Raw genomic sequence first — 15,462 nt, 5'->3', positions numbered from 1 at the left:
ACACCCCTTTTCAGGGTTGAAAAATAGACGGTGAATGATGAATAACGGCTATATTGCATTTCCGCAGTTCGATCCGGTGATCTTCTCGATCGGACCGGTTTCGCTGCACTGGTACGGTCTGATGTATCTGGTAGGCTTTGTTTTCGCCATGTGGCTGGCAGTACGCCGCGCCAATCAGCCTGGCAGCGGCTGGAAAAAAGAGGAAGTTGAGAACCTGCTTTACGCCGGTTTCCTGGGCGTCTTCCTGGGCGGCCGTATCGGCTATGTCCTGTTCTACAACTTACCGCTGTTCCTGGAAAATCCTCTCTATCTGTTCAAAGTCTGGGATGGCGGCATGTCGTTCCACGGTGGCCTGATCGGGGTGATTGTGGTGATGCTGATCTTTGCCCGCCGCACTAAACGTAATTTCTTCCAGGTTTCGGATTTCATTGCGCCGCTGATCCCGTTTGGGCTGGGTGCCGGTCGTCTCGGCAACTTCATTAACGGCGAGCTGTGGGGACGTGTCGATCCGGGCTTCCGTTACGCCATGCTGTTCCCTGGCTCCCGCAGCGAAGATGTCGCGCTGGCCGCCACCAATCCGCAATATCAGGAACTGCTTAACACCTACGGCGTACTGCCACGTCATGCTTCGCAGCTCTATGAACTGGCGCTGGAAGGTGTGGTGCTGTTTATCATTCTGAATCTGTTTATTCGCAAGCCGCGCCCGATGGGCAGCGTCTCTGGCCTGTTCCTGATTGGCTACGGCGCCTTCCGTATAATCGTTGAGTTCTTCCGTCAGCCGGATGCCCAGCTTGGCCTGTTTGAAGGCGGAATCAGTATGGGACAGATCCTCTCTGTGCCGATGATTGTTGCCGGTATTATTATGATGTTCTGGGCGTATCGTCGTCGCCCGCAGCCACAATTTCGCGAGGAAAAATGAAACAGTATCTGGATTTAATGCAACATGTGCTGCACGAAGGCACACCAAAAGCTGACCGTACCGGCACGGGTACGCTTTCAATTTTTGGTCACCAGATGCGTTTCAATCTGCAGGATGGTTTTCCGCTGGTCACCACCAAGAAATGCCATATCCGCTCCATTATTCATGAGCTGCTGTGGTTCCTGAAAGGTGACACCAACATCGGTTATCTTAAGGAAAATAACGTCTCCATCTGGGACGAGTGGGCAGATGAGAATGGCGATCTCGGCCCGGTGTATGGCAAACAGTGGCGCAGCTGGGGCACGGCCAGCGGTCAGGAAATTGACCAGTTAAGCCAGGTGATCGAGCAGCTGAAGCGCGATCCTGACTCACGTCGGATTATCGTTTCTGCCTGGAACGTTGGTGAGCTCAGCGAGATGGCGCTGGCTCCTTGCCATGCGTTCTTCCAGTTCTATGTGGCGGATGGCAAGCTCTCCTGCCAGCTTTATCAGCGCTCGTGCGACATCTTCCTGGGTCTGCCGTTTAACATCGCCAGCTATGCGCTGTTGGTGCATATGGTGGCGCAGCAGTGCGATCTGCAGGTAGGTGACTTCGTCTGGACTGGCGGTGATACACACCTCTACAGCAACCATCTGGAGCAGGCACGCCTGCAGCTGACTCGCGAGCCACGTCCGTTGCCAAAGCTGGTGATCAAACGCAAACCGGCGTCACTGTTTGACTATCAGTTCGACGATTTCGAGATTGAGGGCTACGATCCGCATCCCGCGATCAAAGCGCCTGTCGCCATCTGACCCGCGATAAAAGATAACGCCCTGGCAACTTCGCCGGGGCTTTTTTTTGCCTGCATACCGGTAAATCTGCGGCACCGTTCGCACGCTTCTGCCACTGCCTGTGTGCGGGGTGAAGATTCTCTGCGACATGCTTTCCAGCCTGTCACAACACCTGTTGTTTCGCCTGTTCATCACCCGCACTCTGACGCTATGAAAACAGCACACTTACGCGGTTTTACCCTGCCGGAGCTGCTGCTGGTAATGGTGATTGCCGGCATTCTAAGCCTTGCCGCGCTACACGGCTGGCAGCGCTGGCAACAGCGGCAGCAACTGCGCGACAGCGCTCAGCAATTGCAGGGATTCCTGCTACGACTGCGTGCCCAGGCCAACCGGCAAAATAGCGACCTGGTATTATGGTCACAGCCTGGCGAGCCCTGGTGCATCGGTGCCGGCAACCGCCCCGTTGTGGGGTGTGTTCACGGGAAACGGCTGCATTTCATCGCGCCGCACGCGGGCGTGGCGCTCTATGACATTTGGGGCGAGCCGGGTTTCTATGGCCGCCGCAATGTCGCTAAGGCGGGCAGTATAGAGCTGGGGAACAGCGCCGGACGCATGCGGCTGATTATCTCAGCCAGAGCCCGTATTCGCCTCTGCATGATGAATGAGGAGACGTGCCGTTGAAAATCGCCGGATTCAGCCTGCTGGAGATGCTAATCGCCATGGCAATCAGCGCGGTCGTCATGTTAAGTACCGGAAGTTTTCTGCCGCTGCTGCTGGCGGAGAGTGCTGGCGTACTGCAACAGGCGCAGCTGCGTCAGGAGTTACAGCAGATGATGGCCACGTTGGAAAAGGCGGTGCGGCGTGCCGGTTATTGTCACGGTGAGTGCGGCAATAGTGCGCTGAAAATCAGCGAGAACTGCCTGCTGCTGCGCTGGGATGAGAACAGCAACGGTAAATGGGAACCAGTGGGCCATACGGAGAGTGACTATTACGGCTTTCGCCTGCGCCAGCAGCAGCTTGAGATACAGCGCGGCGTTGACCAGTGTCAGTCAGCGGGCTGGGAACGGCTCTCCGATCCCGCATTCATGACAGTGGAGCAGTTCCGCATCAGCCAGCAGGGTACACAGGTCAGGATCGTGCTGCAGGGACGGGCCGGACGCTGGCTTGAAACGGTGGAGAGCTGGATAGAGGGCGTGAACCTGTGAAGCAGCGAGGCAGCAGTGCGCTGGGCATGGTGCTGATGATTATGGTGATCGGCAGCTTTACGCTGCATGCCAGCCGAAAGATGTCTGAGCAGGGAATGCGACTGCTGGCGGATGAGCAGCAGTTTATTCAGGATTTCTGGCGGGCGCAGTCGGCGCTGCAATGGGGTCTTTCCCTGAGCTGGCCAGCGACGGAGTCAGCCCTGTGTCAGCAGGATGATCGTCAGGGCTGGCGCAGCTGTTTACAGCGAGGTGAAAGGGATGAAGGTCTGCTTAAAGGTGAGGCCAGCGGCAGTGACATGGCGGTATGGCATTGGGTGCGTTTACGCGGCAATCAGATTAGTGCGCTGCCGCACGGCTGGATTGATTACTGTCCGCTCACGTCCCCGGCAACCTGCCAGTAAATGCGGCGGATTCAGTCTGCCGGAAGTGTTGTTTGCTCTGCTGTTAATGGCATTAAGCAGCAGCACGCTGTTGCACTATCATCGCGCACTGGCGCTGGGATTCAGTCAGCAGTGGTATCAGCGCGAGGCATGGCGGGTGGCTGAGCAGCGCCTGGCAGGGCATGACGTTGCCGGGTGGACATCGACGCTGCAACAGCAAAGCGGCCCTTCAGGCTGTACCCTGGAGCGGGCGGATGTGACAGGGCCTTATCAGCGCAGCGCTACTTTGACGCGGCTGCGATGTTAAAGGTCACGGGTCGCCCTTTTGATGGGTTTAAACCGCAATACGCGGTAAAGTGACAGAGCCGCAATACCGCAGTCATGTTCTGAGTTATCACAGGAGTTTTCATGTTTCACGTTTATCACTCAAATCAGCTTGATGTGCTGAAGATTCTGGCGGCGGCGGTGATTAAACATGATCCTCTTGATGATCCTTTCGCCTCAGAAATGGTGCTGGTGCAGAGCCCGGGAATGGCACAATGGCTGCAGATGGAACTGGCGCAAACCTTTGGCATTGCGGCCAATATCGAATTCCCGCTGCCTGCCAGTTTTATCTGGGAGATGTTCGTCCGCGTACTGCCCGATATCCCGGTAGAAAGTGCTTTCAGCAAGGCCAGCATGGGCTGGAAGCTGATGCACCGGCTGCCGGTGATGCTGGAACATGAAGAGTTTGTCTCTTTACGCCACTATCTCCATGACGACGGCGACAAGCGAAAACTGTATCAGCTCAGTTCACGCGTGGCCGATCTGTTCGACCAGTATCTGGTTTATCGTGCCGACTGGCTCAACAGCTGGGAACGCGGCGAAACCATTGACGGACTGGGCGAAGCGCAGCGCTGGCAGGCCGCACTGTGGCGCGATCTGGTAAGTTATACCCGGACGCTGCGCCAGCCCGAATGGCACCGTGCCAACCTCTATTCGCGATTTATCCAGACGCTAGAGCAGGCGAAAACCACGCCGGAAAATCTGCCGAAAAGGGTCTTCATCTGTGGTATCTCTGCGCTGCCGCCAGTCTATCTGCAGGCGTTGCAGGCGCTGGGACGTCACATCGACATCCATCTGCTGTTCACCAATCCCTGCCGCGACTACTGGGGCGACATTCAGGACTATGCGTTTCTGGCGAAACTGCAGAGCCGTCAGCGCCGACGTCATGGTGCCGATGAATCACGCGGACTTTTCCGGGATGCAGAGCAGGCACCGGCGCTGTTTAACGACGCTGGTGAACAGCAGCTCACTAACCCGCTACTTGCCTCATGGGGCAAGCTGGGGCGCGATAACCTGTTTCTGCTCAGTCAGATGGAGTCAAACGATGATATTGATGCCTTTGTGGATGTGGAGCCGGATAACCTGCTGCACTGCATGCAGCACGATCTTCTCAATCTGCAGGATAATGCCGTCATCGGGCTGAATGCGGCGGAACTGGCGCACAGCGATCAGAAGCGCTGTCTGGATCCGGAGGACCGCTCCATTGCGGTTCAGGTCTGCCACAGCGCCCAGCGTGAAGTCGAAGTATTGCAGGATCATCTGCTGGCGATGATGGAGGCCGATCCGACGCTGAAAGCGCGTGACATTATCGTCATGGTGGCCGATATCGACGCCTACGCGCCGTTTATTCAGGCGGTGTTCGCCAACGCACCCGCCGATCGCTACCTGCCGTTTGCGATTTCAGACCGGCGGGCCAGTCAGGCGCATCCGGCCATTGTGGCATTTCTGAATCTGCTGGCACTGCCGGACAGCCGATTTGTCTCAGAGGATGTTCTGGCGCTGCTGGATGTTCCGGCGCTGGCTGCTCACTTCTCTATTGATGAAAGCGGCCTGCGCTTACTCCGGCGCTGGGTCAGCGAATCGGGTGTGCGGTGGGGGCTGGATGATGCCAGCGTAGAAGCGCTGTCACTCCCGATTACCGGCCAGCACACCTGGCGCTTTGGCCTGCAGCGCATGCTGCTGGGTTATGCAATGGAGAGCCACAACGGTGACTGGGAAGGGATTCTGCCTTATGACGAGTCGAGTGGTCTGGTGGGTGAACTGGCGGGACATCTGGCTGAGTTGCTCTCCCGGCTTAATCACTGGCGACAGCTGCTGGCCGAACCCCGTCCGCTGGTCGCCTGGCTGCCACTGTGCCGGGAATTGCTGAACGCCTTTTTCAGCCCCGATGCAGAAACCGAGGCTGCCCTGCTGCTGGTGGAAGAGCAGTGGCAGCAATTGATCGAATATGGGATGGATGCGCGCTTTGAAGAAGCGATTCCGGTGGCGCTGCTGCGCGATGATCTGCGAAGCCGCCTTGATCAGCAGCGCATCAGCCAGCGTTTTCTGGCCGGACAGATTAACTTCTGCACCCTGATGCCGATGCGCTCCATTCCTTTTCAACTGGTCTGTCTGCTTGGCATGAACGACGGCGTCTATCCCCGTACCCTGGCACCATTAGGCTTTGACCTGATGCAGCAGCAGTCCCGCAAAGGTGACCGCAGCCGCCGCGATGATGATCGATACCTCTTCCTGGAGGCGATGATTTCGGCACAGCAGCAGCTTTACATCAGTTATATCGGTCGGGCGATTCAGGATAATACGGAACGCTACCCGTCGGTGCTGGTCACAGAACTGCTGGATTACATTGGACAGAGTTTTTATCTGGAGGGCGACGGTCATCTTGAGCTGGATGAAAGTGCCGAACGGGTGCGGATGCACCTGCAGCACCTGCACAGCCGGATGCCCTTTGCTGCAGAGAACTTCCAACCGGCTGCCAGATTGCAGAGTTTTGCGCGTGAGTGGCTGCCTGCGGCGCAGGGAGCAGGGCAGCCGCAACCCGATTTTGTTCAGCCGCTGGAAGCGCCGTTAATTGATGCGCTGACGCTGGAAGCGTTTCTGCGTTTCTGGCGGCATCCGGTCCGCGCCTGGTTCCACCAGCGGCTCGGCGTGAGTTTCTGGCTGGAGGAGAACGAACTGCCCGACAGCGAGCCGTTTGCGCTCGACAACCTGGAGCGTTACCAGATCAACGCGCAGCTGCTGAATGCCCTGGTCGAAGGCGAGGACACCCAGCGGCTTTATGCGCACCATCGCGCGGCCGGTAATCTGCCTTACGGCGCCTTCGGTGAGCTGTTCTGGCAGGCGCAGCGTGATGAGATGCAGGAAGTGGCTGCTGAAGTGGTCACTCAGCGCAGTGATGGCGAGAGCTGGGAAGTAAACCTGCAGCTGGAGCAGGTCAGCTTAACCGGCTGGCTGACGCAGGTGCAGAGTGACGGATTACTGCGCTGGCGGCCTGGCGTGCTCAACATGAACGACGGACTGTTACTCTGGCTGGAGCATCTGGTCTACTGCGCGCTGGGCGGCACCGGCAGCAGCCGGATATTTGGCCGGCAGCAGAGCCGCTGGTGTTTCCTCGCCGTATCACAGGCTGAGGCGATCGCTGCGCTGAATGAATATGTCAAAGGCTATCTCGCCGGTATGCGCCAGCCGCTGATGCTGCTTAACAAAAGTGGCGGCGCGTGGCTCACCGCCAGCTATGACAAAAAAAGCCAGCAGTTGCTGTCCGATGAAGCGACGCAGCTCAAGGCGCGTAATCGACTGCTGACCGCCTGGCAGGGTAACTATCAGATTGAGGGCGAGGGCGGCGATCCCTATCTGCAGCGTCTTTGCCGTATGCTGGATGAGCCACAACTGCAGCAGATAACTGAGGCGGCACAGCGCTGGTATTTACCGGTGCTGGCTGCACATCAGGATGATGAATAGCAGGTCAGAAGGCATTTTTGCTGACTGGCTTATTACACAGAAATTTTGCTCTGCTTTGAGCCGCCGTGTCAGAGATTGGCGGCTTATCGGGAAAAGAGAGGGGTTTACATGCGGGTACACGCACGCTGGATAGCGGCGCTATTGTTAAGCCTGGTGGCTTGCACAGCACAGGCGCAGACATCATCAGGCTGGCAGCCAGTTAACGACACCATTCGCAAAAGTGAACAGGATCCTCGCCACTATCAGGCGATCCGGCTCGACAACGGGATGACGGTGTTACTGGTTTCCGATCCTGTGGCACCGAAATCGCTGGCGGCGCTGACGCTGCCGATAGGATCGCTGGACGATCCCGATCAGCAGGCGGGACTGGCACACTACCTCGAACATATGGTACTGATGGGCTCAAAGCGCTACCCGCAGCCGGACAACCTGGCCGAATTCCTGAAAAAGCATGGCGGCAGCCATAACGCCAGCACCGCTTCTTACCGCACCGCTTTTTACCTGGAAGTGGAGAATGATTCGCTGGAACCGGCGGTTGATCGCCTGGCGGATGCGGTGGCGGAGCCGCTGCTGGATCCGGTTAACGCCGATCGCGAACGCCACGCCGTGAACGCCGAGCTGACCATGGCGCGCTCGCGCGATGGCCTGCGCATGGCCCAGGTGGGTGCTGAAACCCTGAACCCGGCGCATCCGGCGTCACGTTTCTCGGGCGGCAATCTTGAAACACTGAAAGATAAGCCCGGCAGCAAACTGCATCAGGCGCTGCTGGATTTTTATCACACGCATTACTCCGCCAACCTGATGAAGGCGGTGATCTACAGCAACAAACCGCTGCCAGAGATGGCGTCGATTGCGGCTAAAACCTTTGGCCGGGTGCAAAATCATGACGCCAGCGTGCCGGAGATTACGGTGCCGGTGGTGACGGATGCGCAGCAGGGCGTCATCATTCATTACGTTCCGGCCCAGCCCCGCAAGCAGCTCAAAATTGAATTTCGCATTGCCAATAACAGCGATCGCTTCCGCAGTAAGACCGACACGCTGATTAGCTATTTAATCAGTAACCGCAGCAAAAATACCCTGACCGACTGGCTGCAAAAGCAGGGGCTGGCCGACGGGGTGAATGCGGGCGCTGACCCGATGACGGAGCGTAACAGCGGCGTATTTGCGATTACCGCGTCACTCACTGATAAAGGCCTGGCGCAGCGTAACGAAGTGGTGGCGGCCATATTCAGCTACATCAATCTGCTGCGTCAGCAGGCCGATGATAAGCGCTATTTCGATGAAGTTTCACATGTGCTGGCGCTCGACTTCCGTTACCCCTCCATCACCCGCGATATGGATTACATCGAATGGCTGGTTGACACCATGCTACGCGTGCCGGTTGAACATACGCTGGATGCGCCTTATCTGGCGGATCAGTACGATGCCGCTGCGATCAAGGCCCGGCTGGACGAGATGACCCCGCAGCACGCGCGCATCTGGTATATCAGCCCGCAGGAGCCGCATAACAAAACCGCCTATTTTGTGGATGCGCCTTATCAGGTTGAGAAGATCACGCCACAAACCTTTGCCGACTGGCAGCAGCGCGCCAGCCAGATCACGCTGGTGATGCCCGTGCTGAACCCCTATATCCCGGACGACTTCACCCTGTTGCCGTCGGACGGAAAAACGTATCAGCACCCGGTGAAGCTGGATAACTATGATGGTATGCGCATTTACTGGATGCCCAGTCGTTATTACGCCAGCGAGCCTAAAGCGGCGATAACCCTGGCGTTACGCAATAAAAACGCCATCAGCGACGCCCGTCAGCAGGTGCTGTTTGGCCTGAATGACTACCTCTCCAGCCTGGCACTGGACGAGCTTAACTCGCAGGCCTCGGTGGGCGGCATCAGCTTCTCAACCGGTGAAGATCAGGGGCTGGTGTTCAGCGCCAACGGCTTCACGCAGCGCCTGCCGACGCTGCTGAAGAAACTGGTAGAGGGCTATGCCACCTTCCAGCCGACAGAACAACAGCTGGAGCAGGCCAAATCCTGGTATCTGGAGCGGCTGGAGGCGGCGGAAAAAGGCAAAGCGTTTGAGCAGGCGATTCAGCCGATGCAACTGCTGTCGCAGCTGCCTTATACCCAGCGCGAGACCCGCCGCAAGCTGGTCAGCACAATCTCACTTAAGGATGTGACGACCTATCGCGATACGCTGTTCCGCGATGCGACGCCAGAGATGCTGGTGGTGGGTAATCTCAGTGCTGACAGCGTAACGCAGCTGGGACATGAGCTTAAGCAACAGATGCAGAGTAATGCGACCCGCGACTGGCACAGCCAGTATGTGACCATTAAAAAACCGCTGAAAGCCAACCTGCAACAGCAGGGTAGCAGCACCGACTCCGCTCTTGCCGCTCTCTATGTTCCACTGGGATATGGTGAATATCAGAGCATGGCGCACAGCTCGATGCTGAGCCAGATCGTTCAGCCGTGGTTCTACAATCAGCTGCGTACTAAAGAGCAGCTCGGCTATGCGGTCTTTGCCTTCCAGATGCCGGTGGGCCGACAATGGGGTGTCGGCTTCCTGCTGCAAAGTAATAGCAAACAACCGGACTGGCTGTTGCAGCGTTATAAGGCCTTCTATCCACAGGCAGAAAAACGATTACGCAGCATGAGTAAGGCAGATTTTGCCCAGTACCAGCAGGCGATGATCAACGATTTGCAGCAGCGTCCTCAGACGCTCTTTGAGGAAGCGGATCGTTTTAGCCGCGACTTTGATCGGCAGAATGATCACTTTAATACCCGGCAAAAAGTGATCGAGCAGGTTCAGCTGTTAACCCCGGCCAGCCTGGCAGACTTTTTCCGGCAGGCCGTGATTGAACACAAGGGCATGGTAATGACCTCACAGATTGCCGGCACCGGCACTGGCAAAACTGAATTTGCCCGCCAGCCTGGCTGGAAAACCTGGAATGAAGTGGCGCAACTGCAGCAGTCGCTGCCGGTAAAGAGTGAGACCCAATGACGCAGTTACCGCCCGTCTCGCTGAATCCTTTAACGCTGCCGCTCAGAGGCGAGCGGCTGATTGAGGCGTCAGCGGGCACCGGAAAAACCTTTACCATTGGTCTGCTCTATCTGCGCCTGCTGCTGGGGCTGGGCGGAGAAAACGCCTACAACCGCCCGCTTTCGGTAGAAGAGATTTTAGTGGTGACCTTCACCGAGGCCGCCACTGCGGAGCTGCGCGGACGCATCCGCGAGAATATTCATCAGCTGCGTCTGGCCTGTATCCGTGGCAAAAGCAGCAACCCGATGCACCAGTTACTGCTGGAGCAGATGCCTGATTTGAGTCAGGCTGCCGCGCAGCTGCTGGCTGCTGAACGGCAGATGGATGAAGCCGCGATCTTCACCATTCACGGCTTCTGTCAGCGGATGCTCAATCTCAACGCCTTTGAATCGGGCATGCTGTTTGAGCAGGAGTTAATTGAAGATGAGCAGGCGCTGCTGAAACAGTCGACTGCCGACTTCTGGCGTCGTCAGTGCTATCCACTGAGTCTGGATGTCGCGCGGATCATTGCCGCGGAGTGGAGTGGGCCCGACAGCCTGCTGACCACGCTGCGCCCCTGGCTTCAGGGAGAATCACCCAGCCTGAAACGTCCGCCCGCAGCCGATGAGACGCTGGCATCACGCCACGCCCGTAACCTGGCGCGCATTGAGGCTATCAAGCAGCAGTGGCAGGCGCTTAGCGCCGATGTTGAAGGCATGATCAGTGCTTCTGGCGTGGATAAGCGCAGCTACAGCAGTAAACATCTGCCCAACTGGGTCGCAAAAGTCACGCAGTGGGCCAGCAGTGAGACGCTGGATTATCAGCTGCCGAAAGAGCTGGAGCGCTTTGGGCAGCAGGTGCTGGACGAGAAAACCAAAAAAGGCGACGCCCCGCGACACTCGCTGTTTGAGGCGATCGATCAGTTTCTGGCAGAACCCTTGTCGCTGCGCGATGTGATTATCGCGCAGGCGCTGACCGATGTGCGTGCCACGGTACAGCGTGAAAAGCGGTTACGCGCGCTGTTAGGCTTTGATGATCTGCTCAGTAAACTGGATGAGGCGTTGCAGCAGCCCGGCGGCGTGTTGCTGGCAGAAACCATCCGGGCGCGTTTCCCGGTGGCCCTGATTGATGAATTCCAGGATACCGATCCACAGCAGTATCGCATTTTCCGCACGCTCTATATTAATCAGCCGGAGCAGGCGCTGTTTCTGATTGGCGATCCCAAGCAGGCGATCTATGCGTTTCGCGGCGCGGATATTTTTACCTATCTGCGGGCCAGAAGCGAAGTCAGTGCTCACTACACACTGGATACTAACTGGCGTTCTTCGCCTGAGATGGTCGGGAGCGTCAACCGCCTCTTCTCTCAGCTCGATTCACCTTTCCTCTTCTCGGCGATTCCCTTCCAGCCGGTTAAGCCTGCTGCGCCCAATGCGTCACTGAAGCTGATTTTTGACCAGCAGCAACAACCGGCATTACGTTTCTGGCTGCAGCCTGGCGAGGGGGTCGGCAACAGCGACTACCAGCAGTTTATGGCGCAGCAGTGTGCCGCCGATATCAGCCGCTGGCTGGTGGCAGGACAGCAGGGACGAGCCTGGCTGGGTAAAGGTGAGGCGCTGCAGCCAGTGCGGGCTTCCGATATCACTGTGCTGGTGCGCAGTCGCAATGAGGCCGGTTTAATCCGCGACGCGCTTAACGCGCTGTCGATTCCGTCGGTCTATCTCTCCAGCCGGGACAGCGTCTACACCACGCCGGAAGCGCGCGAATTACTTTGGTTGCTGCAGGCGATACAGGCACCGGAACAGGAACGGCTGCTGCGTAGCGCGCTGGCGACGTCGATTTTTGCCATCGATGCGGCGACGCTGGACGCGCTGACACAGAATGAGCGCGAGTGGGATGCGCTGGTGGAGCAGTTTGCCGTCTGGCAGCAACTGTGGCATCAGCGCGGCGTGTTACCGATGCTGCGTGATGTGATGATCAAGCGGCAACTGGCGGAGAATATGCTGGCCTCGGAGAACGGTGAACGTCGCCTGACTGACCTGATGCATCTGGGTGAATTATTGCAGGAAGCCTCGGTGCAGCTGGAGAGTCCGCACGCGCAGGTGCGCTTCCTGGCGCAGCAGATTGCCCGGCCAAACAGCCAGGCCTCCAGCCAGCAGCTGCGTCTGGAAAGCGACCGCCATCTGGTGCAGATCATCACCATCCATAAATCAAAAGGGCTGCAGTATCCGCTGGTCTGGCTGCCGTTTGCCGCCGGGTTCCGCGAGGCGGCCAGCGCGCTCTATCACGATCGCGACAACTTCACGGCGCTGCTGGATGTGCAGGGTGATGCGCAGAGCCTGGCGCTGGCCGAAGAGGAGCGTCTGGCAGAGGATCTGCGTCTGCTCTACGTGGCGCTGACCCGTTCCGTTTATCACTGCAGCGTTGGCATTGCACCGCTGATCAAAGGCACCCGTAAAAAAGAGGGCGAAAGCGATCTCCACAAGAGCGCACTGGGCTACCTGGTGCAGCAGGGGCAGGCGGTCGATGCGCAGCAGCTCAGCCAGCGACTCAATGCTTTAACCGGTGAAGGGATTGCGCTGGTCGAAGAAGATCTGCTGCCGGGCGAAATGTGGCGGGACGCTGAGCAGGGTGATGAGGCGCTAAGCAGCCGCGACGTGACCCGCACCCTGGCGGATGTCTGGCGAGTAACGAGCTACTCCGGGCTGCAACAGCATCACAGCTCGCCACTGCTTGACGCACTCCCTAACTTCGATATCGATGCAGCGGGCGAAGAAGAAAATGGTGAAGAAGCGGCATTGACGCCGCATCACTTTCCTCGTGGTGCGGCACCCGGTACCTTCCTGCACGGTCTGTTTGAGTCGATCGACTTTACCGAACCGCCGGATCGCATCTGGCTGGAAGATCAGCTGCAGCACAATGGTTACCCGCTGAGCTGGTTACCGGTCATTGAACAGTGGATTGATCGGGTGTTACATACCCCGCTCAAGGCGGAGGGGCTAACGCTATCGGCAATCAAAAGCAGCGAACGGCTCATCGAGATGGAGTTTTATCTGCCGATCAACAATCTGCTGACGGCGGCGGATCTTGACGATCTGCTGCGTCGTCACGATACACTCTCTCAGCAGGCCGCTCCGCTGGATTTCCGCCAGGTGCGCGGCATGCTGAAGGGCTTTATCGATCTGGTCTTCCGCTGGCAGGGAAAATATTATCTGCTGGATTACAAATCGAACTGGCTGGGGGAAAGTCACGCCGCTTATACGCCCGAGGCGATGGCGCAGGCGATGATTGGCCACCGCTACGATCTGCAGTATCAGCTCTATACGCTGGCGCTGCATCGCTATCTGCAGCATCGCCTGCCGGACTACGACTATCAGCACCATTTTGGTGGGGTGTTTTATCTGTTTTTACGTGGGATGGATGGCAGCTCGCCGGACAACGGCATTTTTGCCACCCGACCTTCCGAAGGTTTTGTGGAAGAGATTGATGCGCTGTTTGGTGAAACCGGGGAGATGCTATGAGTGACATGCTGAGCCTGCTGCTGCAGGCGGTTGAGAAGCGTCTCCTGCGGCCGCTGGATATTCAGTTTGCCCGTCTGGTGGCGACAGAATCACAACCTGCGCTGCTACTTGCCGCTGCCTGCGTCAGCGCGGAGGCCGGTGAAGGTCACGTCTGTCTGCCGCTGAGCAACCTCTGTGAAGACAGTCTGTTTGCCGGGCGTCAGCCTGCGCTGGCCCAGGCCATCTGGCAGGCAGCGGGCAAGCCGGATGACTGGTCATCACACCTGGCAGACTGGTCGGCGGTCAGTGATGGCAGTCGGGTGACGCCGCTGGTGCTGAGCAACCAGCGTTTGTATCTGCATCGGCTATGGCACAGTGAAGGCCGGGTCGCCGACTTTTTTGCTGCGCAGGACGTGAAAACCGCGTTTGATATGCGTGCCGCAGGTGACGTGCTGAACAGTCTGTTTGGTGACCAGCCGGAGAACTGGCAGAAAATTGCTGCGGCCGTGGCGCTGACCCGCAAGACGGCGGTCATTTCCGGCGGGCCGGGTACCGGTAAAACCACCACCGTGGCGAAACTCCTCGCCGCCCTGATTCGCCTGAATCCCGGCGCACTGCGGATTCAGCTGGCAGCACCGACAGGCAAAGCCGCTGCGCGACTGACCGAGTCGCTGGGCAGGGCGCTGCAGGATCTGGCGGTCAGCGACGAAGAGCGGCGGCGTTTTCCCGCCGAAGCCACCACGCTGCATCGCCTGCTGGGCGCGCAGCCCGATACCCAGCGGTTACGCTACCATGCCGGTAACCCACTGCATCTTGATGTGCTGGTAGTGGATGAAGCGTCGATGGTCGATCTCTCGATGATGGCAAAACTGATCGCCGCGCTGCCTGCCCATGCCCGCGTGGTGTTTCTGGGCGACCGCGATCAGCTCGCCTCCGTTGAAGCCGGTGCGGTGCTGGGCGATATCTGCCGCTGCACGGAAAGCGGCTACAGCCTGGCGCGGGCCGAACAGCTCGCCCTGCTGACCGGCTGTACGCTGCAGGGCAGTGACGATGGACAGGCACCGGTCGTGCGCGACAGCATCTGCCTGCTGCAAAAAAGTTATCGTTTTGACGCCTCATCCGGCATCGGCCAGCTGGCAAAAGCGATCAACCTTGGTGATGCAGAGCAGGTCAGGGCGGTATTTGCTGCGGCCCATGACGATGTCAGTTATCAGACGCTGAACAGCGCGGAAGCGTATCAGGTGATGCTGGATGAGGTCGCACAAGGCTATCAGCCCTTCCTGCAGCTTATCCGACAGCAGGCGGATCCTGCTGATGTGATTGCCGCCTTTGGCCGTTATCAGCTGCTGTGTGCGTTACGTGACGGGCCTTTTGGCGTGCAGGGCCTGAACCAGCGCATTGAGCAGCGGCTGATGCAGCTGCAGCGCATCCGGCGTCCTGGTATCGGCAGCCGCTGGTATGCCGGGCGTCCGGTGATGATCACCCGCAATGACAGTGCGCTCGGCCTGTTTAACGGTGATATCGGCATTACGCTGCGGGATGAAGAGGGTAACCTGAAGGTCTTTTTCCCGCTGCCGGATGGGTCAATCAAGGCGATCCAGCCGAGCCGGTTACCTTCACATGAAACGGCCTGGGTGATGACGGTGCATAAATCGCAGGGGTCGGAGTTTGACCACACTGCGCTGGTGATGCCGACGCAGTTTCTGCCGGTGCTGACCCGTGAACTGGTCTATACCGCGATTACCCGCGCACGTAGGCAACTGACCATTTACAGCGAACCGGGTGTGTTTCAGCGTGCCGTGCAGCTGCAAACACAGCGACGCAGCGGTCTGGTGGAACGGCTGGGTGAATCCGGCTGAGAAGAGAAGGGACAGACCACAGTGCGGG

10 protein-coding genes are annotated in these 15,462 nt (G+C 58.2%); all 10 read left to right on the top strand.

What is annotated here, in order from left to right; genetic code table 11:
* Positions 1 to 37: 37 nt before the first annotated feature.
* On the top strand, positions 38 to 919 hold the full coding sequence (lgt, locus tag AC6I8C_RS15170; RefSeq protein ID WP_497823352.1) for a prolipoprotein diacylglyceryl transferase: 882 nt from the start codon (positions 38 to 40) through the stop codon (positions 917 to 919).
* Complete coding sequence (gene thyA / locus AC6I8C_RS15165) at positions 916 to 1,710, top strand: thymidylate synthase (RefSeq protein ID WP_497822946.1); 795 nt, start codon at positions 916 to 918, stop codon at positions 1,708 to 1,710. The genes lgt and thyA overlap by 4 nt, the downstream gene beginning before the upstream one ends.
* Positions 1,711 to 1,899: 189 nt before the next feature.
* On the top strand, positions 1,900 to 2,370 hold the full coding sequence (locus AC6I8C_RS15160) for a prepilin-type N-terminal cleavage/methylation domain-containing protein (protein WP_497822945.1): 471 nt from the start codon (positions 1,900 to 1,902) through the stop codon (positions 2,368 to 2,370).
* Positions 2,367 to 2,894, top strand: a complete 528-nt coding sequence (locus tag AC6I8C_RS15155; RefSeq protein WP_497822944.1) for a prepilin peptidase-dependent protein — start codon at positions 2,367 to 2,369, stop codon at positions 2,892 to 2,894. The genes AC6I8C_RS15160 and AC6I8C_RS15155 overlap by 4 nt, the downstream gene beginning before the upstream one ends.
* A complete protein-coding gene (locus AC6I8C_RS15150; RefSeq protein ID WP_497822943.1) occupies positions 2,891 to 3,295 on the top strand; it encodes a DUF2509 family protein in 405 nt (134 codons plus the stop codon). Before AC6I8C_RS15155 ends, AC6I8C_RS15150 begins: the two co-directional genes overlap by 4 nt.
* A 46-nt stretch (positions 3,296 to 3,341) precedes the next feature.
* Positions 3,342 to 3,581, top strand: coding sequence for a prepilin-type N-terminal cleavage/methylation domain-containing protein (locus tag AC6I8C_RS15145; RefSeq protein WP_497823351.1), 240 nt, complete (start codon positions 3,342 to 3,344; stop codon positions 3,579 to 3,581).
* Positions 3,582 to 3,682: 101 nt separating this feature from the next.
* Positions 3,683 to 7,060, top strand: a complete 3,378-nt coding sequence (gene recC / locus AC6I8C_RS15140) for an exodeoxyribonuclease V subunit gamma (RefSeq protein WP_497822942.1) — start codon at positions 3,683 to 3,685, stop codon at positions 7,058 to 7,060.
* A gap of 108 nt (positions 7,061 to 7,168) precedes the next feature.
* Positions 7,169 to 10,060 carry a pitrilysin gene (ptrA, locus tag AC6I8C_RS15135; RefSeq protein WP_497822941.1) on the top strand — a complete coding sequence of 964 codons (2,892 nt, stop codon included), beginning with the start codon at positions 7,169 to 7,171 and terminating at the stop codon, positions 10,058 to 10,060.
* Positions 10,057 to 13,596: an exodeoxyribonuclease V subunit beta gene (gene recB, locus AC6I8C_RS15130; protein ID WP_497822940.1), complete on the top strand. Its 3,540-nt coding sequence runs from the start codon at positions 10,057 to 10,059 to the stop codon at positions 13,594 to 13,596. Before ptrA ends, recB begins: the two co-directional genes overlap by 4 nt.
* Entirely contained in the window at positions 13,593 to 15,434 is a 1,842-nt protein-coding gene (gene recD / locus AC6I8C_RS15125) for an exodeoxyribonuclease V subunit alpha (protein WP_497822939.1), read from the top strand. The genes recB and recD overlap by 4 nt, the downstream gene beginning before the upstream one ends.
* Positions 15,435 to 15,462 lie beyond the last annotated feature (28 nt).

Source organism: Pantoea sp. X-Soil-YNGN-844 (assembly GCF_059730595.1).
The sequence above is the reverse complement of the archived record's forward strand: the minus strand, read 5'-3'. Positions and strand labels throughout refer to the sequence as shown.